This is a genomic window from Salipaludibacillus daqingensis (assembly GCF_029891575.1).
GTDB lineage: Bacteria > Bacillota > Bacilli > Bacillales > Salisediminibacteriaceae > Salipaludibacillus > Salipaludibacillus daqingensis.
Map to the genome: position 1 here is coordinate 1 of NZ_JARZHF010000011.1, position 24,000 is coordinate 24,000.

Consider the following 24,000-nt stretch of genomic DNA (forward strand, 5'->3'; position numbering starts at 1 on the left):
ATGCCCCCCCATATTATCAACTCCCGATTATAATCATTATAAAATAAGTATACGACAAAGAACCCTATAAAACTTACGGATAAGTAGTTTTTTATCCGTGTCTGTTTTATAGGGTCCAGTTTAACCAGGGAAGGTGTTGTTTTCCATGAGGGTTGTAAGTTTCTAAGCTTTGATTCAAGTAATTTCCAGTAGATTTTTTATCTAAAAAAACAGCTTTTTTCAGATATGAAACGTTCATTCACCGGCGTTTTTCGTGCATATACTTCATCCATTTTTTTAACTTCATATTAAATAGAATATAACCGATTCCTGAAAAGACAGAAATTCCTATCGAAAAACGAAAAATAAAGTCATGAGAAGTGTAGACACCTAATGCACCACCAATCATGCCTAACATGAATAAATGAAACAAATGTTGTTTATAGTTTTCGTAAATCGTAAATTGAAATTGTCTTTTCTGTTCTATTTCCTTGATAGATTCAAGCTTATCAGGCATTTTCAAAAACTCTGCCGCAGAATGGAGAACTTTGAATACAGGTTGTGATTGCATCCAGTACCAAACATAGGACCACTTGTTATTCCCTTGATTACTTAACCAATCCATAAATACCGGTTTACTTATTTCAATCAGTTCCTCCTCAGGAACTAACCGGCGAATAATTCCCTCTATCGTGATAAAAGATCGACCTAAAAAAATAAATTTCGTTGGAATTTGAATCGGCAGCGCTTGGATCATATCATTTATTTCCAATTTCAAAGCAATCATATCCATGTTTTTTATATCAGTAGGACGAAAAGCCATCAATTCAGCTAATAACCTTTCCATCGTTCTCGAGTCAGCTTCAGGTAGAAGAAAGCCTAGTTGTGTTAAACATTCAACGGATTTACGATAATTTTTTGCGAGAATACTTTCTATTAATCCTTGGAAATACGTCGCATCCTTTTTGGAAATGTCTGCTGTCATCCCGAAATCTAATAAGATTAATTGACCATTTTTTGATACAAGGACGTTTCCAGGATGGGGATCAGCATGAAACGATCCAGGCTCAAGCCATTGAGGCAAAAACAACTGAAGCAGCCGCTGAGCCAATTCATGACGACTTATTTCTAATTGATCCAATTCGGTGTCATCTGTCAGTCTTATTCCGTTTACCCATTCCATGACAAGCACCTTTGGTGTACTTAAATCCGAATACACATCAGGAATGGTAACGATCTCATCATCTTTAAATCTATTTTTGAAAAAAAGCAATGTATCCTTTTCTTTCGCAAAATCTAGCTCTCGTTCAATCACTTGTTTCAAGTCTTTAAACAATACTTTTAAGTTAATAAACCCTTTCGGCATCGGAATGAAATGATGAGCGAACCAAATAATGATCCCTAACGTTCGAAAATCTGTTTGAACAATGGAATGAATATTTGGACGCAGCACTTTAATAGCAACCTCTGTTCCATCTTTTAAAACCCCTTTATACACTTCCCCTATTGATGCAGAAGCAACGGCGTTTTTTTCAATCGAATAAAAATCTTCTTCGATCGGTCTGCCCCATTCTTCCTCTAAAATGGCTTCGATGTCTTCCCAGTCAGATGGAGGAACGTTATCTGTAAGATCTTGAATTTGGTTAATAAATGCTTGAGGGAGTAAATCAGCACGGATGCTTAATATTTGTCCGATTTTAATTAACAGTCCTTCTAGTTCAAAGAGTGTTTTCCTGAACCTTCTACCTATTTTCTCCCATAATTTATCCCAATCCGCATCCGATTTTTTTCGAAACTTATACCAATAAATTTGAATGAAAATAACAAATGCCATCCGAAGCACCTTGGACATGCGAATCAATTTGCTGCTTGTTTTCATAGAAATCCACCCATTTCTTTTTCGATTCACCTCGTATTTTATGATAAATATTGTGCACAGATGCACAAAAAACGTTTACCTTGAAATTAATTCAACATAAACGATCAAAATTCCTTTAAAATTGATTTGAAACGTCTAATGATAGAGCTCTCTGGAAATTCGTTCTCAAAGCATAAAAAACCTCATCTACCGGAATTTCCACCGATAGATGAGGCGTATCAAACATTTAATGATTTAAAGTGTGATTCTTTAACAAACATTCGTAAACGATCCGATTCAAGCTTGGTGCATAGTTATTGACGGACAAAGAGTTCCTATTTTACAAATGAATCGTTACGTCTGCATCTTCACGAAGATCATCAATTAGCATTTGAGATGCTTCGCCTTCTTTTTGCTGTCGAACTTGTTGTTCTAGCTCTGGTCTAATTTCGTCAAAAGATGGCATTTCTTCGTCTCCACCCATTTGTTCTTGCTGTTGTTCCATTTGTTCATAAGCTTGTTCAAGCTCTTCTTCTGTAGGTTCCATATCACCAGACTCACTAGCAATAAGCTGATCTACTTTCACTTGTAATTCAACTTGAGACATGATTTCTTCTTCATCCATGCCTTGTTCTTGTAGTGCAGCCATAAATTCATCAGCAGATTCTAGTCCATTTTGTACTGCTATTTCGTCTAATGTTTCATTGATTTCTTCTTCAGAAGCATCATAACCTTGGTTATTTGCTTCCTGTACGAGAAGTTCTGTACTTACCATGTTATCAGCAACCAATTGCTTCAATTCATCTTGGTTAACTTCTTCTCCAGTCATCTGAGATTGCATGGTAGCTTGCTCAAATTGCCCTGTATAAGTAGCTTCAAATTCATCTTTAGGTATCTCTTCACCATTTACTTCTGCGACAACATCAGGAACACCTTCTAAATCAGGTTCAGGCATTTCTGGTTGTTCTGCAGTTTCTCCGCCTTCAAGCGCTGCTTCATTATTTCCCTCAGGTTCTTCCTCCTGATTATTTAGTCCCCCGTTATTCATTCCTTCATTATTACCTTCATTTGTCTCATTATTATCTCCACAAGCCGCAATTACAGTTAACGTTGCAAGAGATAAACTTAGTAGCCATGTTTTCTTCAATGTCATTCCCCTTTCTATAATCAACTTGGTGGTTATTCTACCATATCGTAACTTGTTGTAAAACCATTACGAGATTCAAAGTAATCATCTAAGATAAACAACCTTTATGACTATAAAAATATGTATTCATTGTTTCACAAAAACAACAACGTAAAACACCATTTTATCAGTGTTTATAGGAGGTTTTACCATTTCAATCATTTAAATAAATTTAGTAAACAACATACATATTGTAAAAGTGTGTAACATCATATTTAATCATGAAATAACCTGATTTTATTATCTTAAAATATTGATAAGTGGCTCGTTAGCGAGTACGGTTCTCGTGTGGCATTAGTTAACTTTCATTCCCTTGAAACCTTCAATTTCTTCCTTATCCCTTTCTAGAAAGAGAGGTTTTATAAGTTACGTAATGGTCCCTCTCATAGAAGACAATTATGCCCAATCTGCTCTCACTTTGCAGGTAATACTCTTTACATCCATTTTTTTCTTAATATGACTATAGTTGGGTAGAAAAACACATTTCCTCCCCTTAAAATGATAGGTATGTGACAAATCTATGACAAAAAGAGGTGGCAAGGATCATGACATGGCGCGGTATATTTTACATAGGTACAATGATTTTGTTGGTATCTGGTTGCTCTGAAGATGAAAATAACGTTGAGGCTACAAGCGCTGATAATCAGAATCATCAAGCTAATGAGAACAAATTGGATCCCGAGAATGAGATCAATGAACCTAATGAAACAAGTGATTCAGAAGAGTTCAACAAGGTTGAAATGGATGTCAACGCGATTTTTACGAGAGAACCTGGACGAATTACAAAGCAACTCCACGAAGAAGAAAAAAGTTTTGACATGAATCTATTTGAGGCAGCTATTGAGGAGGAGAAATTCAACGAATGGAGTGCTGAAAGGGCTTTTGCATTTATCATCGATGAAGTTGGCGCCGACTTAGACGAAGCTATTCATATTATAAAAGACTACGAAGTCATTTATGAAGACCTTGTCTTGCCTGACGGACGTCTTCTTCAGGAAATAGAAGATGATGAAATTGAAAAAGAGATGGACTCGGACGTAAATGTAGCAATCTTGATCGATGCCAGTGGAAGCATGGAAGCGTCCGTTGATGACGAGAGAAAAATGGACCTCGCTAAAGATTCTATCAATCACTTTACGGGGAATCTTCCATCTGAAGTGAACGTCATGCTTCAGGTCTATGGACATAAAGGAACAAACCAAACAGATGGCAAAGAAGAATCCTGTTCTGGAATTGAAAATGTGTATGGATTATCCCCTTTTGATAGTAACGCTTTTTCAGATGCATTGGATTCATTTGACGCCAACGGATACACACCATTAGCTGCCTCCATTGCTAAAGCTAAAGAAGATTTACTTGAGAAATCTAGTGAAGACGACACAAATTATGTTTATGTGATAAGTGACGGGATTGAAACATGTGGTGGCGACCCTGTCGCAGAAGCCAAAGCGATGAAAGACTCTGGCATTGATATTGAATTTTATATCGTTGGTTTTGATGTGGAAGATGATGAGCATGAACAGCTTGAACAAATTGCTGACGTGATGGATGGAACATATACATCTGTATATACGAAACAAGAATTAAACGATGAAGTTACTGAGCAGTGGTCGGATCAAATTAGCATAACCTCATGGAGATTCTGGAGCGGGCTTAAAGGGGCAAATATCAATTTTGGCTCTGCGTTCAAAGGACTAGATGTTGATAAACTATATCGAAAAACTATAGAAATTCGTAACCAAGAGGACACTCGAATCTATCAATCCATTCAAGCTTTTCGTTCGCAAGACGAAGTTGATGACTCTGTTGTAGAAGAACTTGAATCCCTTCATGAAGAAAGAAAAGAACTTATTGCCGATCATATTGATGAAGTTTATGAAAACAAACGCGACGAAGTGTCTGACGAAGCGGACCGAATGCGAGATTTAATTGAGGAAATTAGTAGCAAACACATAGATTAAACTGATAGACTCATTGCCACATGGGGACGGTTCTCGTGTGGCAAACATGCACTAAAATCAAGAATGACCAGCAAATTTAGCCTTGATTGATGGTTTTGATTTGTGATTTATTGTATTCTACTGATGTATAAGAACCGTCCCCATTCACCACCCATTCACCAATCATGCTGCTGTTCTTATCCCCTTAAGAAGATTAGCATCCACAAGTCGTTTTCTAACATTGATGCCAATCCAACTAGCTAGGAACGCTTTGATGAGTCCAACCGCTATAAATGGCACAGCACCGCCTAAGATCGCTTCTGACCAATCAAGAGCTAATATGTATTTTAATTGAACTGTCCCAAATAAAAGCGTGATAAACATGCCAACAGTATTCGCAATCATCGCCATCTTTAAATTAAATGACGTTTTTTCTAAAATAAGACCTGTTACATAGACAGTTAAAATAAAACCGATAATATATCCTCCTGTAGGTCCAAACAATACTTGGATACCTCCTTTTGCCTGAGCAAAAACTGGCATTCCAAATGCACCAATAAGGACATAACAAGTAATCGCCACTGTTCCTAGTCTACTGCCAATAATTGTTGCTGTAAGACCAACAGCTAACGTTTGTCCAGTTATGGGTACAATAGGTATTGGGATGACCATTTGTGATAAAACAGCAGTAATTGCCGCAAACATTCCACATATAATAATTGCCCTCAATCTATTTCCATTTTCTATCAATGTTTATTCCCCTCTCTATTGTTAACTTATATTTATCAAAGTTAACAATAGCATAAAATACAAATTTAGAAAAGTGTGAATTTGAAACACCGAATGCCACACGGGGACGGTTCTCGTGTGGCAAACATACAGTAAAATCAAAAGTATCCGGCAAACTTAGCCTTACTTAATACTAGTGATTTGTTAATTATTGTATTCCAATGATGTATAAGAACCGTCCCCATTCACCATCCATTCACCATCCATTCACCACTTTATATGAAGAACAAATAAATCATTGTGACGGAAACGAAGAGGAAAATCACACTCATAAGACTGCCTGCTTTTAAATAATCGGCATTTCTATATCCGCCGGGACTCATAATAAAGGCGTTTACCTGGTGAGTTGGCAAGATGAAAGAGTTAGATGCCGATACAGCTACTAATAAAGCCAGTCCTGTAGGATCGATACCAAAGGAATTCCCCATCATAATAACAAGTGGAACTAATAAAACAGTTGCCGCTACGTTAGACATGAACAGTGAAAAGAACATGGAAATAATCCCGATGACAAGTAAAATGCCAAAGGTTCCCCATCCTCCAACAAGATTAATAATTCCACCAGCGGTAAATTCCGCAGCACCACTATTTTCAAAAGCTGTCCCCATAGGAATTAAACCAGCTAAAAGAAAAACAGTTTTCCAATCGATGGCAGGATAAATTTCCTCTTTCGGAATAACACCTAGAAGTATCATGAGCATTGCACCTGTGAAGAAACTAAGAGAAAGCTGAAAACCTAATAAGACAAGGCCAATGGCAACAGTAATTGATAACATGGCATGTTTCTTCTTGTCTGTTTTCGCCTCAGGATCAGGAGGATTAACCTCTGTTAGAACCGCAAAATCACGCGATGATTTCAATCTGATGATATCTTCCCATCGACCGAATACAATCATTTCCATACCAGATTCAAGAGGGACTTCTGCAAGATTTTGTTTTTCCCCTTCCCTCGTCACAAAAGCGATCGGTTCAAGCATATAATTTTTTCTAAATGCTATTTCTTCAAGTTTTTTTCCTACAAAACGAGATTTTGGCGGAATAATAATTTCTGCGAAACCGGCACGGTCTTCGTTTTCTAGATTAGAGAATGTTTCTAATGAATTTTTCACTTGTAGGTCATGATCCTTTGCAAAAATAGTCACATCCTCATGACTACCAAGGACAGCGATTGTTTGATTACTTTGCAGACGCGATTTTCTCCAAGGACTATAGAGATGACTTCCTGATTCACTTAGTGCAAGGATGTTGATCGCATATGTTGTCCATATCCCCAATTCTTCAATAGACTTTCCATTTAATGAACTATTTTCATGAATATCCATTTCAAAAATTTGCTCGGGCAATTCATACGTTTTTCGAATCTCTTCTGTTAAACTTGGCTTCGATTCGCCTGTAGCTTTAGGTAATACCCATTTACCTAACAAATAAAAGTATAGAACACCTGATGCAAGCAATGCGATACCAATTGGCGTAACCGCAAATAAATGAAACGGTTCATTTCCAGATTCAGCAAGCAAGTCATTTAAAATGATTAAAGGACCTGATGCAACCATGGTGATCGTTCCACCGAGTATAGCGGCAAACCCCATTGGCATAATAATTTTTGAAGCAGGAATATTTGCATTTTTACCGATTTTTCGAAGCGCAGGTAAGAAAAGAGCTGCTGCCCCGATATTTTGCATAAAAGAAGAAATGATACCAACTGTTGCAGACGTTGTAGCCATCACATTTTTCTCTTTATTACCAACATGTTTTGTAATAAATGCAGCAACCACTGCCATAATTCCTGATCGATCAACACCGTAGCCGAGCAGCATAACGGCGATAACAGATATTACAGCATTTGACGAAAATCCTGAAAATGCTTCAGTCACCGTAATAACACCGGTCCATGGGAGAATAACCATGATAAGGACGGCAACGAGTTCTGTACGAAGCTTTTCAGTCACAAATAGCGTGATAGCTAAAAGTAAGACGGCATATGTTAGCATAATTTCTAGTGTCATATTGAGTAAGCTCCTTTCTGTCATTCAAACAACGGAAAAACATTAACACTTCACATATATGAGCAATTAACATTATACCCCTTATGGTATATGAACAACGTCACAAATTCAACACTTTTGTTTATATTACTCTTTTTATTACAACCTTTAAGGGAAACATGGGCACGATTCTCGTGTTGCAAATACAAACATAAGTAGCTATAATCTTTCTTAATCCCGTCTTAAAGAATGCTTTATATTGTGGAACGTTAATCCACTCATAAATAAATTTTTTATCCCAATGATGCATGAGAACCGTCCCCATTCACCACCCATTCACCACCAACCACCGACCAAAAAAAGTGAGGAGTGTTAGCGTGCGTTATTCGTTTTGCCCAAAATGTGGAGGAAGATTAATAGCGGAAGAAAATGAAAATAAACCACATTGTAAGAACTGCGGCTTTATTTTTTACCAAAATCCGATTGTTGGTGTTGCGGCAATTGTGATTTATGATCGGAAGATATTGCTCGGAAAAAGAAATATTAGCTATTCAAATAAATGGTGTATCCCATGCGGTTATGTCGAATACGATGAAGAAATTAGAGCTGCAGCGAGACGAGAATTTCTTGAGGAAACAGGATTACACATCAAAATAAAACGAATCTATGACGTACATTCAAATTTTCATAACCCTGCTCAGCATACTGTCGGCACTTGGTTTTTAGCCGAGGCAATCGGGGGTGAACTTTCAGCAAATGACGATTTGAGTGCCGTTGATTATTTTTCATTTGATAGATTACCTGAGCTCGCATTTGAAACAGATCAGCTAATTTTAGATAAACTAAGAAAAGAAAATTTTTTATAAAAAACTCCATTAACTCCTTATAAATTCATCACACTAACGTTAAATCACTTAATAAATAAGACGCCTCCTTCATAGGAGACGTCCGTTAGTCATGACTCTATGCGAGGATTAATTTACAATCGCACATGAAAGTATCTTCAATTATTTTTTTTGCATTTTGGCCAATATCTGTGATCTGACTATCCTTACTGCCTAACTATTCGTTATCATTGTTTTCTTCATCATCTTGTTGCTCGTCGTTGCCTTCACCTTCGTCTTGGCTCCATGTCCACTCCGTTTCATTTTCTTGTTCTGTGAAATTGATTGTCAGATCGAATTCTTGAATATCTGATTCACGGAAGTCGAATGTCGTCAGTTCAGATAAAATTTCATCTTGTTCACTAGCTGCATTCACACGGAAATCAGCAAGATAGATTTCCATTTCATCTACTGCTGCTTGTCCTTCAAGATCCAAATCATCTCCAGAAACAGATGCTTCATCATCAGATGGTGAATACATAAAGTTCCATTCCGTGTCATCAACTAAAGTGACATTCAATTCGAAATGATCAAAGTCTTGATCCATCACTGCCTCTGTCTCTTCATCGGAATTCATATCTGCTGAACCATTATTGTCCATACCATTATCTGTATCATTATTTAAATCTGAATCCATCCCATTATTGTTATTCTCATCTTCATTCTCTGCTAAGTTTGCTTCTGGTTCTTCCTCTACTTGCTCATTATTTGTTTCATTATTATTTTCTTCTACATCACCGCAAGCACTTAACGCGATTGCTAACGATGCGATACTAATTGCAAATTTTTTCATAGTTATTACCCCGTTTCTTCATTCTGTTAATATTCTAAGATAGATTTATAGATACAGTTTAAGGCAGCTATTGAAGGTATCCCCTTTTAAATGCCTTCTATAACTCCTTCATAAGTCTTAATTTCAACAATAGCAAATCTATGATAAAAGTAACCGTTATTTTAAAAAAATAATGGTTCTCTTATCATTCCATGCTTTTACAGAGCTTTAATAATCGAAATGTCATGAGAAAAAGTATCAGGTTTATCTGTAAAAAATGTTCACCATTTGATGATAATGCCCATAGGATACTGTGGAGGTGGATAAATAATGAGTATGCCAAATGTACCGAAACAACCTTATCGTCCTGACTTGGATCAAACAGTCATTGATCTTCTTGAATCCATTGCCCTTGAAGAAATAGCATTATCTCACTTACTAAATGCTGAAGCTGAAAAGATCCAGACTTATCTGTGTAAATTTCTTAAATGTGAACACACAAATCACAAGGAACTCATTTCCTTTAACAAAACGGTGAATAGTACATTAAGTACGATTGTCATGAAAGAATTTTTATTGCTACGTAAATTAGAAACAACGTTACAGATCACCGATGACAAGGAAAAACCTGAAAAAGATAAAAAGCCTAAACCACCAAAGAAAAAATGTCCGCCACCTTGTCCGCCTGGTTGCAATTGTGAACATTGCAAAGAGGCATAATATCATGAATGCGTTACAAAATAACTGTCCAACGAGAGAACTTCTGTTGAAGTCAATCGAGGAACTTGAAACGTCCATTGTCCATTATTTCGAGGTATCAGAAAAACTTATTCATGCAGCGCAATCAATTGGAAGCGACCAAAATAAAGCAGACAAACAGAAACTTATGAAAATTGTTCTCTGCTTAAACGCTTTTTTCCGTCATTTAAGAGAACTACAAAACTTGCTTTCACAAAAAAGAACGGTGATTATCTTTAACCTTTCTCAAGACCATCCCGTTGATGAATTCGAAACTGACAAATTAAAGGAAAAAAATTTACTAAACCAACAAAAACTTATCACTTATGTACAAAGAAATCTTGATGTCATTTTCAACGAATTTCCGTTCCATCAAGAAATGCAGTTACTTACAGACCAACTAGAACAATTACTTGAATACTACAAACATAAAAAACAAACGATATATCTCTATGAAGAACAAACTTGCCCGGAACCAGCCCCACCTTTATTAAACATTCGTTCTGTTACAAATAAATCTAGAAAGAAAAAACAGTAATATACGACCGCACTTTTGCATGAAAGGGAAATGATCTTTCCCTTCATGCACAGGTTGCGATATACATACAGCGCATAGAAAATTTCATAGCTTTTATCTACATTTCATCGGTGATTTCTTCTTCAATGAAATCAAGCGTATCTTCAAGCTTGAATTGAAGTAGCATTTCTTTTTTAATCACATTTCGCAACATTCTTTCTACACTTCGATTCGTATCTAATAAATCTTCTATTGTTGTGTCCTCATTTTTAATGACCCAAGAAAGCTTCTCCGCTTCTGTATTTATAATATGAGCTAGTGCCATTTCCTCCAACGCAATAGAAACTAAAATAAGATTGATAACGTCTTCTCGTTCTAGATCAATAAATGGTGAATAATCAGGTAATTCCGGCATCCCCATTATAAATGCCTCCCTTCAAATTAGAGTCATTTATAACGTATGGGAACAACTAGCTATTTGCATGGGCGAATCACACCGGATTACAAAATAAATAAATCAATTTACCGTCACATTCATCAGTCAGCTAAACTCATGATGCTATTCTTCTTTTATGAAACCAAACGGCGTGTTCAAAAAGGATCCGATAATGCTTACTGTTGAACTTGCTTCTATAAGGTCTAAAATTAGCTTCAATCAACAAAATATTATTATTTTTATCTACGGCAACATCCAGCCCAAGATCTATCATTTGAGGGTATTTCACTTCCATAACCTTGGCTACTTGTTTACATGTTTGTTTTATTTCTTTTTTCGTCGCGTCATTAATTAACGGCTTCAAGTTAAATTTAAGCTTTCCACCTTGATCCTTATTCGTTACATTTAAACATTTATCAGCCATTCTTGCGTACATCCCTGTAACTTGCCAACGACCTCGTTTATTTTTTTGCGTAAAAACTCTGAAATCAAACTTTTTCCCTTTATACTTTTTACTGTCTATCGTTTCTTGCACAATAAATCTTTTTGGCTTCGGAAATCTAGAAGTGAAGTAAGGCTTGAGTGCTTTTTCAGAAATATCGGTGATTGTTTCTTTTGCACGGTTAATATGCGTCATTCGATAACCTCTGTTTGTTTTTTCTAAAACATAAATGTTTTTCCCTTTGCTACTATGTTTTGGTTTAATGTAAAGTTTATGATAACGCTCCAACATTTTCGTCAATCTAGCATAGGATAACGTTGCTGTGGCGGGTAATAAAGCTTTCGTTTCATCCGCTGATGCTAAATAATCATGAATCTTATATTTACCTCTGGCAGCATTCGTCATGACATTAAAGAACATCACATCATTCTTTTTTGTGAAATGATTTATATTTTTTATGCTGTCTTTTTTCTGTAGATAAGAATATCCTCGGTACAAATTCACTTGTGGGACTTGGACTAATTCATTTTTCCGTTTACCACTTGTATGGTAGTAAACGACTCCGTTGACTGTTCTTTTTTTTATCGACATACTCGTTATACTGTAAAAACAAATGTTCACATTATTTTCATCTGCTATATCTTCATAAAATCTTACGATAGGACCAGGTTTTCCTTTCTTAGCTTGCCTTATTAATTTGGAAGACAAAATAACCCCAATCATATGATTGACTCCTTTCCCTTCATCAGCAATTCATGCCGCATAAATCATTCAAGAGTGAAAGGAAGACATCGTTACTTCTTTCCTTTCATCTCCATAATTCGATTAATCTGAGTTGGATCCTTCAAACTCCTAAAGCCCCCTAAAAGAGGCCATCGATTCAATTCAAAAATGTAAAAAGCACCTTGTTGGTCCATACCAATATCTACACCAAATATTTTTTGTTCCGGAAAGCACTTCCCTAACGTTTCTGCTGCTGCTAGAGAAATTTGCTTTATGTCTTCCTCCACTGCCCCTTTCATTTCTTGTTGCATATCTACTTTTTTCAAAACCTCATCTAGTGTCAAGGCAGTGCCTTCACGACGACGATTAGTAACTTTGTACCCATCGCCTCCTTTACGAGCAAGAATACCAGTAATTTGCCAAGGCTTTTTTTTCGATTTTCTTTGGACAATGATTCTAAAATCAAATGGTCTGCCATCTATTCTCGCTAGAGCTACTTCACGTTGGATAATAAACTTCCTATCACCAACTACTTTTTTCAAATAATGATAAAGTTGTTCTTGTGTTTGAAACGTCTTTTGTTTTTTATTAATATATACGCAATAATCAGGCTCCATTATTTCCACAAAATAAATACTATTACCTTGTTTACCATTATTTGGTTTTACTACGATGGAATGATACTTCGTTAACATTTTCGTGAAATTTTCTTTACTCCACATCACGGTATCAGGGAGATATGGTCGTAATAACGTATTTCTTTTCAGAGCTAAGTACATTTTATATTTATTTCTTCCCCATAGTCTCACTCTCCCTCACCCTTTCTCCTTCAATTTTTCCCATTTTTCTTTCGACCATCGTTTGAAATCTTCCCATTTTTTTAAATCCGTTGCCATTATTTCTGATGATTGTTCCTTTTTCTCTTCTTCCTTTTTATTTACTAAATATTTTGAGTATGAAAGGATATTAATCATGACGTGATGAATTGCATGCTCACCAAAAGCTTTTTGGAGGGATACTTTTGCACTTTGGGAATTACATTCTATAAATTTAATTTCAAGATCTTTCGTTAATGCAAAGTCAATGCCGATCTCTGCAAAAACACCATATTTCCTCTCTGTATCTTCATAAACCATATATAAAAAATCCTCAATTTCCTGCTTTAATGCTACTTTTTTTTCCTTTGAAAACTTCAATAAATCAAATAATTTTTCTAATTTATAGGCATCTGAATGAATCGTCACAGGTGAGTTTTTCTTGCTCATTCTTGCACTAATTCCAGTAATATCAATTTCACCTTTCTTATTTCTTTGTAATTCTGCTCGTAAATCTAACCTTCTACCATCTAGCTCTAATAGATCGATCCCTTCTTGAACCATAAAATTTTTACCTTTATAAAACTTGTTAATAAAAGGAATCATGTCATCCATCGTTTTAAATCTCTTCGTTCGAATTCTTTGTTTCGAGTGGTTATAATATTTACATTTGTATAAATTATCGCGAACAATTTCAACACGAACAACTTGCTCTCCTTTTCTACCCGTAACCCCCTTCATGTAGACGTTCTGATGCTTTTTCAACATGTTAAATAAATGATCTGGTCGTCGATATAAAATCGTTTCCATCAAATAAGGTTTCAACCGTTTAACCTTGCCAAAATAATCGTATATTTCCCAATTTCCTAGCGGGACGGGATTTAACATGATGGTATCTCTCTTATGACATTGGTCTAGAAACGTATGGTAATGTTCTCTAAATTTTCTCGATGGCCCCCCGCGTCTATAAAGAACATCCGGATATGGAAACGATCCTGTCTTCCATGTTTTTTCTATAAAATCATAATAATAGCCTGTAATGGATTCCTCTATTAAATCGATATTTTTCACAGGAAAAAAATACACATTAAAATATACTTCTTTATTCGCTTCTGCTAACTGAACTAACCGATAATGGGGTTGATTTTTTGACATTTCTCTCCAAGCTCTACTAGAAATTAAAACCCCAAAATAACCTGATAAATCCTTTTGTGAGATCAAGATTTCTCATCCTTTCTTTTCCATTTTACTGATAGTGTATTAATAAAGAGTGCGTCAGTAACGGCTTAGAACACGATTGAGAAGAATTTCGTTTAAATCAAACGTTGTCCTATAGTTATCTCTCATTCATTTAAACCACTTCACCATGAAATAACAGGATAGTAGATGAATACGCAAAAAAGGCCCCGAATAAAAATGGGACCATAATCAACGAATACCTTTTATTTTTTTACCTTTCCTCGGTTCAGGGAAGCCTGCTATACTCATTGCATACTTAAATGGAGTACCTTTTACCTTCCCAGCTAAGCTAGGATCTTCAACAGGATACACATTTCTTAAGTTCATTTCCAGAATCCACACATGTCGTTTTTTATCGACGACAAAGTCGATCGTAATATCCCCATAATGCCCAATTTCATCTACTTTTCGACAAGCTCGTTTACAGATTCGAATAATTTTTCGTTCTTGAGCGATGGCTTCTTCTTTACTTAACTTAAAAATCTGTTGCAACGCTTTTCTTCCATTCAACCAATAATCCAAACATCTCAAATTCGTAATAATACTTCCTTTATTAGATACTCGAGCTGTCATACCTGAAGACTTCCATTTATGATATTGATTTTTTTGCATGTAAATGCGAAAATCAACATGTCTTGATTGATATCTTGTAGGTACACCTTGTTGAATCATGTACTGTCTTGAGCCGTTTATCCTCTTTTGCAAAAGTGAATACTCTTTAAGACGATGAACAGACTTTCTAGTGTTAACATCATCCTTTATATGAATTTTTGACTTACTTTTTTTCAAATTTATTATTTTTTTCCCTTCTGATCCTCTAATAGGTTTTACGTAGATGATAGGATATTCACGAAGCATTTTATTTATTTGCTTCAGCTTTTCCAACTTTTTTGTTTCAGGAAGATGTTTTTTGAGATAAGAGTCAGGCGATAACCACTCCCACATTTCCCATTTGTTGAAAAAATACGAGTTAAACATTTTATCATTGGTCGATTCCATCAAGAACTGATTCGTTTTTTTCGATAAAGGTACACGTTTGAACACGGCACCTGGAGAGGAAAACGTTGCTTTTTTCCATTTTAATTGATGATCATTTGTCACATTCGGTTGAAAATAGTATCCTCGTATTTTCTGTTTTTTCATATCAATCCCCTCTTCAGAGCAAACACAAATCATCCCTCTTTTCGGCACATATTGTTCTATTCGACGTTGTAAGTTATAAAGTCTTTTGTCTAATCTTTCATCATTATTCGCAGCAACCCACAATATCATCGGCCCTATATGCAATGAATTTTTAGCCACCTTGAACTCATAAGTGAGATCTTCTGGAATAAACACATTACCTTTCCATTTATCTGACAAGCAAACTTTATTATTTGAAAGCTTTTTCTTAAATTTAACTGTCAGTTTTTTGTTAAAAGAGCCAAAATGAAAGGTAATCTTATTGGAGAAAAGTTTATATTTACGCCGAAAGCTTAAAGGTAAATATATATCCACACCTTCCCTTGCGTTAACCCACTTTATTTTCAGCATACTCTCTCACCTCTAATTTTTTTATTATTATATGATAACGTTCCAAGATGGAGTGGGTGGGGAATGGGTGGGGAATGGGGACGGTTCTTATGCGGCAGACAATCCTTATCGCATAAAGAAAACTCTTTCCACACCAAAAACACCCGACATAATACGTTGTCGAGTGCTTCATAATTGAATGTGGAATGAGTGGGGAATGGGGACGGTTCTCGTTCGGCAAAATCCGCAAAGACCTTCTAACAAATGTCACGTTTCTCTTATGTTTCGTCGAGTAATAATGAGACATGAGAACCGTCCCCACTTATCACCCACTTATCAGTTCTTTTTCTCTAATAGAGGTTGACTAACACCTTTCATACCGACAAGTCCTAAAACGGTTAGGAAAACTTGTTGCGCGCCATAATAAGAGTCCGTCGGATCAAAATACTCGTTGAGGGTATGGACTCCTCCAAATTCGCCACCTCCACCTAATGTAACAGCTGGAATGCCTAGGCTAATCGGAACATTAGAATCGGTACTACTAGAATCAGCTAGCTTGGGTTCAAAACCGACCGATTCTGTTGAAGCTAATGCTGCTTGCACAATTTGTGTATCCGAACGTTGCGTTCCTGCAGGTCGATCTCCCACAAGTTTTATTTCCACCTTAATCATGGCTTCGCTATTCCAACGTTTGTTTTCCTCAACTGCCGCTTCATCGATGATTGCTAAGACATCATTTTCTAATTTTTTTAGCTCATCTTGAGATGTCGATCGCAAATCGATAACCATATTCGCTTCTGCTGCTATTGTATTAACGGAAGTTCCTCCCGAAATAGTTCCAACAGTAAACGTTGTTTTTGGATCATCAGGAGTCTCCAATTTAGAAATGATGCCTACCGCTCTGCCACATGCATGAATCGCACTTGGTAAACCAAATTCTCCAAAGCTATGGCCTCCAGGACCGCGATAAGTCACAGAATAACGTCTACTTCCTGTACCTAAATAGGTTACTCTCGATGGCGATCCAGGTTCAATAGAAATAAACCCATCAATATCGTGATGATTCGAAAAGAAAGCTTTCACACCATATAAGTCACCTAATCCTTCTTCGCCTACTGTTGCTCCAAATAAAATATCCCCCTCCGTTTCTATCTGATACTCTTGAAATGTCTTTAACACAGTAAGCACAACCGCTAAACCTCTTCCATCATCAGCGATCCCTGGTGCATAAACTTTCCCATCACTGAATTGCGCTTTTACATCCGTTCCTTCAGGAAATACCGTATCCAAATGGGCGCAGACTACAAGTTTCGGTCCTGGTCCTTTGCCCCGTCTTACCCCAAACACATTGCCAACTTCATCCGTATGTATATCTTCTAATCCCAATTGTTCCAACCTTTTCTTATAGTCCAATCCTTTCACTTGTTCTTGAAATGTCGGTGCTGGAATCTCCGTCAGTTCTATTTGTTCCTTTAACGTTTGCTCATTTTCTTTTTCAATAAAGGTAAGACTCTCTTTCACAAGCGGATTAACCATCAATGACTTATAAACTTCTCTAACGTTACTATCACAAATCAAATCGCTCATTTAATCCCTCCTCAAGGTGAGTGATGAAAGGTAAATGGTGTGATGAATGTGATGAATGGGGACGGTTCTCATGCGGCAAAAATAAGGTCACCATCTATTCATAAATTCATTTACCTCTCTTTATAGTGTATCAAATATTCTTTAACGAATGGTTTTCGATTAGACTGCTGTCATTTAGTAAAAGAGATGTACGTAGAGTACAGGTAAAAATCGAGGGAGAGTGATCGTTATTCATTTATGTGCTCTATCGATATGTATTCTTATATACAATCTTCCATTCTCCCTCATCATTTTTTCTAAATACAAATGAAAACGAACCGCGCTTAGCACGGTTCGTTTATAGACAGCAAAATGGGTAGTTACATTTTCGTTCGCTTCACATCTCTTATTTTTAGTTTACTTTTTGGTATCGCTGGTATTTCTGTCATGCTATATGAGAAATCTTGCTCAGGAACGGAATAGCTCATGTGGTTTACGAGATAATCGAGACTATCTTTCAGAATATCAATCGTTATCCATTCGCCGGCACAGCGGTGTCCGATATCAAACTCGCCACCACCTTGTGGTATGAAATCAAAAGGACTACCATCCCATGCAGCAAAGCGTTCCGGTTCAAAATCGTTAGGGTTTTCCCAGTCATCCGGGTGGTGATTTGTTCCATACAAATCAAGCAAAGTAAGCGTGTCTTTTTCAAATTCATAGCCACTCCATGTGAACGTTTTTCTTACTTTTGCCGCCGTGAATGGGAAGAACGGATAAAAACGCCGTACCTCCTGACTAAACCATTGAAGTCGGTTATCATCACCTGTTTTCAATTCTTTAGCCTTCTCTGGATATTGGTGTACGGCTAACGCCGTAAATGCTATATAGACGGAAATAGCAACAATTGGACGTAGTAAATTTAACAATTCAACAGCTACTACATGTTCATCCAATAATTTTTCTTCATGATCTTTATGCCATGAAAAAGCATATAAAGCCCTGTTTGTATCAACGATCCGCTTCTCATCACGAACTTCTTTTACCAATTCTTTCATCCAGTCTTCGGCTTTCGAACGAGCGCGCCAACCTTTAAAATGGCTTAGACTTACATCTGCAGGTGTTTCAAACATCGTACTTAGTTGCTCCGCTCGGTGAGCCACTTCATCCTCTTTTAATGGTATACCAGTCCACTCGCAAGCAACCTTCGTTAATATCTTTTTCACTTCTTCATATAAAACGATCTCTTCTTCGGTTTCCCAATTTGTTGCAGCTTCTGCCCAGTATTTTTTCGTTAACGCACGAATTTCTGCTAAATCATCTCTAGACATTAAAGACATAAACATGGCTTTTCGATGTCGGTGTGCTTCCCCATCTAATGCTTGCACACCGCCTTCACCGAACAATGTTTTTTGAACAGGTTTTGGAGCCGCTCCTTCTCTTTTAAACTTTTCATTATCGTAAAACACTTTTGCCGCTTCACTACCGGATAAACAAATCGCCTTTTCTCCTAGTAGCCTTGTTTCAAAGACATTCGATTCCATCGTGTCACGTCGATTGATAATGAACTCATAACCTTCCTTTAATAGCTTAAAACTATGATCGAGACCTTCCTCTTTAGGCATTTTTTTATACATACTCATCATAACCCTCCATCGTTTCATTAGTAACGTTTATCACTACTAAGTATTCCTCTCAAAAAACAACTATTAAACCACTTTTTAGTAATAATGGATGGAGAGTAGTGGTGGGTGGTGAATGGGGACGGTTCTCATGCGGCAATTACCTTAAGATGCAGCATGACGCCCGCGTTTCACGAAAATTTTTAATATCACTATTCAAAAGATTCCTATCATCATACAAGCCATTTATGCTTCATATAATAGAATAACTAGGATAGAAACAAATTTTCATGAAACTTCTATCATGTTAAATCTCACGAACGTGTTTTATGAAAGGCACCTAGAAAAAGATAATGAGAGGAGGAATGCAATATACAGTGCCAATTTTGTATGAAGTTTGCATCTGCACTTTGTGGAAATTGCGGACGACCAGTGTGTTCATCTTGTTATATCAAAGATAATGAAAGAGTCTACTGTAATCAACAGTGCGCCAAAAAGCATAGATCCACTTAAAAGGCGAAACTTTCTCGTGCCAAATCTCTTCACTTAGGAAGAGGGCACCTTGAATTAACTGGGACAGATCTTCTGCGGCAAACCGTAAAATGCCGCATGAGAACCGTCCCCGTGTTTCACCCGTGTTTCACCCGCGTTTCACTCCTGATCTAGTTTTTTAACGATTTCTTTAGCGAAGTGACCTATTTGCCCTTTGGAATAGGCACGAATGACTTCTGGCATAATCGATCGTAAAGTTTGATCTTCAAACAAATCAGAAAATCCTTGTTCGATCATTTTTTGTTCCATTTCTCTCGCAGCTTTGATGGCATGGTAGGTAGCTAATTTGTTGACTTCTTCTACAACAGACTCCTCTTCTGCCATCACCTGCCCAAGATAAGAGAATCGTGAATAGACTTCACGGTAAGCTGGATTTTTCAAAACACCCTCGTCAGTTATGAAAAGGCCTTCTCCATATTTTTTTAAACTCTCAGAGTGACCGACAAACTTCATTCCTACCCATGTTCGTTCTGGAAATTCTAATTGCAACGTTTCCGTTGGCATCGCTGTAGCCACATTAATCAGGGTCGTATTTTGTAACGTGAGGCCATTTGCTTCATAGTCCGTTATAAAAGGAATTATTTGATTGGCAGGCAGTGCCATAATCAAATAATCCAAAGAAGCTAACTCTTCTTTATGTAATGACTTCGTGTGACGATAGGTTTCCGTTATCCCTTCTGCTTTTTGTAAATCCGGATGATAAACTCCCGTTTCCAACTGATAGTGATCAAATTGAGTAAGGATCGCATTTCCTAATTTCCCAATACCAACAATCCCCCATTTTTGCCTCATCACCCATCACCTCCTTTCTAAAAAAATCAGTCACCTTTCTAACCTTAACATTTGACAACGTCATTCTTAGCATTAGAACCAACTCCCTATTTTTCATCGGTTAAATCGGTATAAAACAAATGAGAGGTGCACTTACAATCGGACGAGCCAAATCCTTTCACAGGGATCCGCCCGTTATATTCTTTCATTAGTCTATGAAAAAGATGGCATTCTCCCTCATCACCTGGATACGTTTGAATCTCAACAATGTCAACAAAAGGTCGCAGGTAATCAAAATGCCAGCGAAATTTTTTATCTTGTTTGATATGCCTTTCTATTCTAGATTGTATATTTCTTTTTGCACTACCAACATAAACATAAACCCCATTTTGAAACGAAAAAGACCCTAACTTTCCTATAGTGACATCGTTTGTATCCAAAGTCATGATCGCCTTTATTGCATAAAGTGTATCATTTCCCCCATTTTTTATATGTTTAATCAACACTTCAAACCTCCCCACTTTCGTAAAAATTCTGTCTCCCCTATTTTACATGAATACGAAATGACACAAACAATAGAAAATTATTTTTCCGAATCTACTATCTATTTTTGGAATAAAGTTGCATTTTAATGATAGAGATGTTCTACCACAAAAGGTATAATAAGAAAAACGCAGCAACGTTCTCGCAGCGTTCGTGTTATAAAACAAGTAGATTATCAGTGAAAGGTGGGAGCTCGATGATTTCATTCTTAATTACGTTTCAACGAATGGTCCGTGCAATCATACGCGGATTAAAGGAACCTGAATTTCAAGTTCTTTTAACATTGACATTCTTCACATTACTATCTGGAACTATATTTTACAGTACTGTGGAAAATTTAAGAGTACTAGACGCCCTTTACTTCAGTGTAACTACTCTCTCCACTGTTGGGTATGGTGATTTTTCTCCTCAAACTGATTTTGGGAAAGTGTTTACAATCATATATATCTTTGTAGGCGTAGGAATGATCGTAGCTTTCGTGTCTAAAATCTTCGAATACGTTCAACTAAATAAAGTCGAATCAAAAAATAAAATGAAAACAAGACAAAAGGATAGGTGAAAAAGATTCGAGCCCTTCATACCACTTAACCTAATCAGATTACCATCTTCCCTTAAATTCGATGCATACAGAGGTGGTGTTTTAGGCACCACTCTCTTTCGTAAAACACCAGCTAACAGATTATAATAAAGAAAGTGTTCCACAATGGACTTATACCATTATACCTATGATTTTTTGTTGAATTCCGATAACTAAACGATTATTTTACTGTTTAGATAAATATCCAGCGGATTTTTGTGCACTCTTATGACCACTAATGCCTTACGAGAACCGTCCCCATTCAACACCCCACAAATTACCAATAGTATTTTGAGGCAAAATGTTTGACTTTTTTGAAAAAATAACTTTACTTTTCTTTCGACTTCGTATATGATAATTTTGAAAGAAAAATTTAACAGAAAGCGAGGTCGAATGAAATGAAAAAAGGAAAAGTTTTACATAAGCCAATTGAATATATTTTTATGATCGACCTCAGCAGAAATAGTTGAATTTTTATATGCTAAATGATGAGTAATTCTGTATATACTGCCACTGGTCGGTCATTGGACTGATTTGTGGTTTTTTTATTGCGATCTTTTAGGTATACTTATCGCCTATTTATACAGGGATAAAGTATCTTTTTAAAAGCCACAGGAGCGTCCTGTGGCTTTTTTGTTGCGATTAAAAGGGTGGCTTCTTATCCTTTTGGCTTTATGAAATCCTGTTGATTCTGTTGATTAATCACACTCGCTTTCTGCGGGAATCTCATAGATTTTTTTAAGATCAACATCGAACGAAAACAGAGCCATCCTTTTATATAAATATGACATTATAAGGAGGTGATAGTATGACTGTCCCATTTTTCACTTATACGATTACGATTGAAAAACAGAAAAGAGGTAAGAGAACAAAAGCAAAAGATCCTAGATACGAAGAACAGACACCAGATCAAGAATGGTTTATGGAAAAAATGACGTATCTATCAAAATTCTAAGAAGTCCATTAATAAAGGAGGTTTATGATGTTAAACGTTAGTTACTTAGAAGAGCAAGTTGATTCGGATTAACAGAGCCCCTTAAGGAAGGGAGGTAATCATATGAGATTTAATGTAAACCAATTCGCTATTGTTATTATAAAACAATCAAAAGAAGAAAAATTTAAACGCGAAAGACGACAACAAGAGATTAAACGGCGTATGGATAAGCTAAAGTTAGAGCATTTCCACTATTAAAAAACGGATTAAAAAAATGATAGAAAGGATGATAAATGATGATCAATACAATTAAATTTATGGAATGGTTAAATACGGAGAGAGATAGCGCTTAGCGAAAATATTGGAACATAGCAAGGAAGGAGAAATCTTAATTGAAACTAAATATGATATTTTTTACAGTAATTATTAAAAAACGTCCTACAAAAGAACGTATGCACGAAGAATTGCGTAACCAGAAAATCCAACGACAATTAGATGATGTCAAAACAAATTATATGCGTTACTAAAAGTGAAAACACTGGATCAGGAAATTCTCATGATCCAGTGTTTTTCTTTTGTTGGTGCGTGAGAATCTGATTATGTGCGTGAGAACAGATTTTTATGGTGACAAAGTACCTATCTTCGGAGAAACAGGACTTCTATGGAGAAAACTTGTCTGTCTATCGTGAAAAAGAGGGCCGCTATGGATAAAAATTGGACCTCTAGGGTGGAAAAACACTGTTCTATGGTGAAATTAGAATCATTATTACTAAATCAGCCTCACGATTCGATCAAATATCCCTAAATTGCCACACGAAAAAAACGAAATCACTGTGCAATGGTCAAAAAACCCGTTCAATACGAAATTTTGATGCATGAGAACCGTCCCCATTCGGCACTCGGCTCAGCATTGATGCATGAGAACCGTCCCCATTCGCCCCCGTTCGGCATCCCACCCGGTACCTTACATTAATTTCTTCATAACACCGTCATTGGAGATTTCTGTTATTAACTCTATTAATTTTTCAATAGATGGAGCATTTTCCTGGCTAAACCAATAGCTTAGAATGCCTATCATCGCTGACAGAGCATATTCCAATGTAAAGTCTAATTCAACGTCGTCTTTTGCTCCCTGTGCAACAAGCGTTTCTTTTATCATCGGCTTCATGCACGCTTTCATTTTGCCTTGAAAGGCTGGATCTCCGTGATCTCCTAGAAGTACCATAAGATACTTGCTGTGCTGTGAATAAAGACTGATAAGAACTTCAAACGGGAATGGATCGTCTGATGAAGATAGCTGCTGCATAGGCAACTCTTGTAGCTGTGAAATTAATTCGTTTTCCAATTGCTCTAACACATCATAGACATCGGTAAAGTACTCGTAAAATGTAGACCGATTATATCCCGCTCTCATAGTAATTTCCTTAATTGTGATTTTATCTATTCGCTTAGTGCAATATAGTTCCCAGAAGGCATCCATTAAATTTTGTTTTGTTTGTACAGTCATTTTTGAATTTTTTTTCATGTTTTCTCCTCCTACTGGATGTCTATTATCCGACATTTGAAGTAATATTGTCGGTTGATAAAGGCGTTAGTCCGTCATACACTTATATCATACGA

Annotated in this window: 22 protein-coding genes; 7 read left to right on the forward strand and 15 right to left on the reverse strand. The window is 36.5% G+C overall.

The window, feature by feature from the left end:
* Positions 1-238 precede the first annotated feature (238 nt).
* Positions 239-1,858 carry an ABC1 kinase family protein gene (locus tag QDN89_RS18825; protein WP_280771719.1) on the reverse strand — a complete coding sequence of 540 codons (1,620 nt, stop codon included), beginning with the start codon at positions 1,856-1,858 and terminating at the stop codon, positions 239-241.
* A 319-nt stretch (positions 1,859-2,177) separates the two neighbouring features.
* Positions 2,178-2,990: a SurA N-terminal domain-containing protein gene (locus tag QDN89_RS18830; RefSeq protein WP_342394393.1), complete on the reverse strand. Its 813-nt coding sequence runs from the start codon at positions 2,988-2,990 to the stop codon at positions 2,178-2,180.
* Positions 2,991-3,568: 578 nt separating this feature from the next.
* Here QDN89_RS18830 and QDN89_RS18835 point away from each other — a divergent pair.
* Positions 3,569-4,984 (forward strand): vWA domain-containing protein, encoded by a 1,416-nt coding sequence (locus QDN89_RS18835; RefSeq protein WP_280771721.1) that lies wholly within the window; start codon positions 3,569-3,571, stop codon positions 4,982-4,984.
* Positions 4,985-5,146: 162 nt separating this feature from the next.
* Here QDN89_RS18835 and QDN89_RS18840 read toward each other — a convergent pair whose 3' ends face one another.
* Entirely contained in the window at positions 5,147-5,713 is a 567-nt protein-coding gene (locus tag QDN89_RS18840) for a biotin transporter BioY (RefSeq protein ID WP_425335427.1), read from the reverse strand.
* 254 nt (positions 5,714-5,967) lie between these two features.
* Positions 5,968-7,758 (reverse strand): SLC13 family permease, encoded by a 1,791-nt coding sequence (locus QDN89_RS18845; protein WP_280771722.1) that lies wholly within the window; start codon positions 7,756-7,758, stop codon positions 5,968-5,970.
* A gap of 356 nt (positions 7,759-8,114) precedes the next feature.
* Between QDN89_RS18845 and QDN89_RS18850 the strand changes: the two genes are divergently transcribed.
* Positions 8,115-8,603, forward strand: a complete 489-nt coding sequence (locus tag QDN89_RS18850; RefSeq protein ID WP_280771723.1) for an NUDIX domain-containing protein — start codon at positions 8,115-8,117, stop codon at positions 8,601-8,603.
* 196 nt (positions 8,604-8,799) lie between these two features.
* Here the strand turns inward: QDN89_RS18850 and QDN89_RS18855 are convergent, their stop codons facing one another.
* Positions 8,800-9,414: a YusW family protein gene (locus QDN89_RS18855; RefSeq protein WP_280771724.1), complete on the reverse strand. Its 615-nt coding sequence runs from the start codon at positions 9,412-9,414 to the stop codon at positions 8,800-8,802.
* A 309-nt stretch (positions 9,415-9,723) separates the two neighbouring features.
* Between QDN89_RS18855 and QDN89_RS18860 the strand changes: the two genes are divergently transcribed.
* Both QDN89_RS18860 and QDN89_RS18865 read left to right on the forward strand, forming a co-directional pair.
* A complete protein-coding gene (locus QDN89_RS18860) occupies positions 9,724-10,113 on the forward strand; it encodes an alpha-helical endospore appendage domain-containing protein (protein ID WP_280771725.1) in 390 nt (129 codons plus the stop codon).
* A 4-nt stretch (positions 10,114-10,117) separates the two neighbouring features.
* Complete coding sequence (locus QDN89_RS18865; RefSeq protein ID WP_280771726.1) at positions 10,118-10,669, forward strand: hypothetical protein; 552 nt, start codon at positions 10,118-10,120, stop codon at positions 10,667-10,669.
* A gap of 97 nt (positions 10,670-10,766) precedes the next feature.
* Here the strand turns inward: QDN89_RS18865 and QDN89_RS18870 are convergent, their stop codons facing one another.
* The 9 genes from QDN89_RS18870 to QDN89_RS18910 all read right to left on the reverse strand — a co-directional run bounded on the left by QDN89_RS18870 (position 10,767) and on the right by QDN89_RS18910 (position 20,829).
* Positions 10,767-11,069, reverse strand: a complete 303-nt coding sequence (locus QDN89_RS18870) for an alpha-helical endospore appendage domain-containing protein (protein ID WP_280771727.1) — start codon at positions 11,067-11,069, stop codon at positions 10,767-10,769.
* 130 nt (positions 11,070-11,199) lie between these two features.
* Positions 11,200-12,249, reverse strand: a complete 1,050-nt coding sequence (locus tag QDN89_RS18875) for a YheC/YheD family protein (RefSeq protein WP_280771728.1) — start codon at positions 12,247-12,249, stop codon at positions 11,200-11,202.
* Between the two features lie 71 nt (positions 12,250-12,320).
* Positions 12,321-13,058: a YheC/YheD family protein gene (locus tag QDN89_RS18880; RefSeq protein ID WP_280771729.1), complete on the reverse strand. Its 738-nt coding sequence runs from the start codon at positions 13,056-13,058 to the stop codon at positions 12,321-12,323.
* Between the two features lie 6 nt (positions 13,059-13,064).
* Complete coding sequence (locus QDN89_RS18885) at positions 13,065-14,285, reverse strand: YheC/YheD family endospore coat-associated protein (protein ID WP_280771730.1); 1,221 nt, start codon at positions 14,283-14,285, stop codon at positions 13,065-13,067.
* A gap of 207 nt (positions 14,286-14,492) precedes the next feature.
* Entirely contained in the window at positions 14,493-15,836 is a 1,344-nt protein-coding gene (locus tag QDN89_RS18890; RefSeq protein WP_280771731.1) for a YheC/YheD family endospore coat-associated protein, read from the reverse strand.
* A gap of 315 nt (positions 15,837-16,151) precedes the next feature.
* Positions 16,152-17,402 (reverse strand): M20/M25/M40 family metallo-hydrolase, encoded by a 1,251-nt coding sequence (locus tag QDN89_RS18895; RefSeq protein WP_280771732.1) that lies wholly within the window; start codon positions 17,400-17,402, stop codon positions 16,152-16,154.
* Between the two features lie 359 nt (positions 17,403-17,761).
* On the reverse strand, positions 17,762-19,024 hold the full coding sequence (gene cypC / locus QDN89_RS18900; protein WP_280771733.1) for a CYP152 family fatty-acid peroxygenase CypC: 1,263 nt from the start codon (positions 19,022-19,024) through the stop codon (positions 17,762-17,764).
* Positions 19,025-19,654: 630 nt separating this feature from the next.
* Positions 19,655-20,347: a Rossmann-fold NAD(P)-binding domain-containing protein gene (locus QDN89_RS18905; RefSeq protein WP_280771734.1), complete on the reverse strand. Its 693-nt coding sequence runs from the start codon at positions 20,345-20,347 to the stop codon at positions 19,655-19,657.
* Between the two features lie 86 nt (positions 20,348-20,433).
* Positions 20,434-20,829 (reverse strand): GIY-YIG nuclease family protein, encoded by a 396-nt coding sequence (locus QDN89_RS18910; RefSeq protein WP_280771735.1) that lies wholly within the window; start codon positions 20,827-20,829, stop codon positions 20,434-20,436.
* Between the two features lie 236 nt (positions 20,830-21,065).
* Between QDN89_RS18910 and QDN89_RS18915 the strand changes: the two genes are divergently transcribed.
* From QDN89_RS18915 to QDN89_RS18925, 3 genes are all read left to right on the forward strand, one after another.
* Positions 21,066-21,428 (forward strand): potassium channel family protein, encoded by a 363-nt coding sequence (locus QDN89_RS18915; RefSeq protein ID WP_280771736.1) that lies wholly within the window; start codon positions 21,066-21,068, stop codon positions 21,426-21,428.
* An 826-nt stretch (positions 21,429-22,254) separates the two neighbouring features.
* A complete protein-coding gene (locus tag QDN89_RS18920; protein ID WP_280771737.1) occupies positions 22,255-22,401 on the forward strand; it encodes a hypothetical protein in 147 nt (48 codons plus the stop codon).
* Positions 22,402-22,503: 102 nt separating this feature from the next.
* Entirely contained in the window at positions 22,504-22,638 is a 135-nt protein-coding gene (locus QDN89_RS18925) for a hypothetical protein (protein WP_280771738.1), read from the forward strand.
* Positions 22,639-23,344: 706 nt separating this feature from the next.
* Here the strand turns inward: QDN89_RS18925 and QDN89_RS18930 are convergent.
* Complete coding sequence (locus QDN89_RS18930) at positions 23,345-23,905, reverse strand: TetR/AcrR family transcriptional regulator (protein ID WP_280771739.1); 561 nt, start codon at positions 23,903-23,905, stop codon at positions 23,345-23,347.
* Positions 23,906-24,000: the final 95 nt, after the last annotated feature.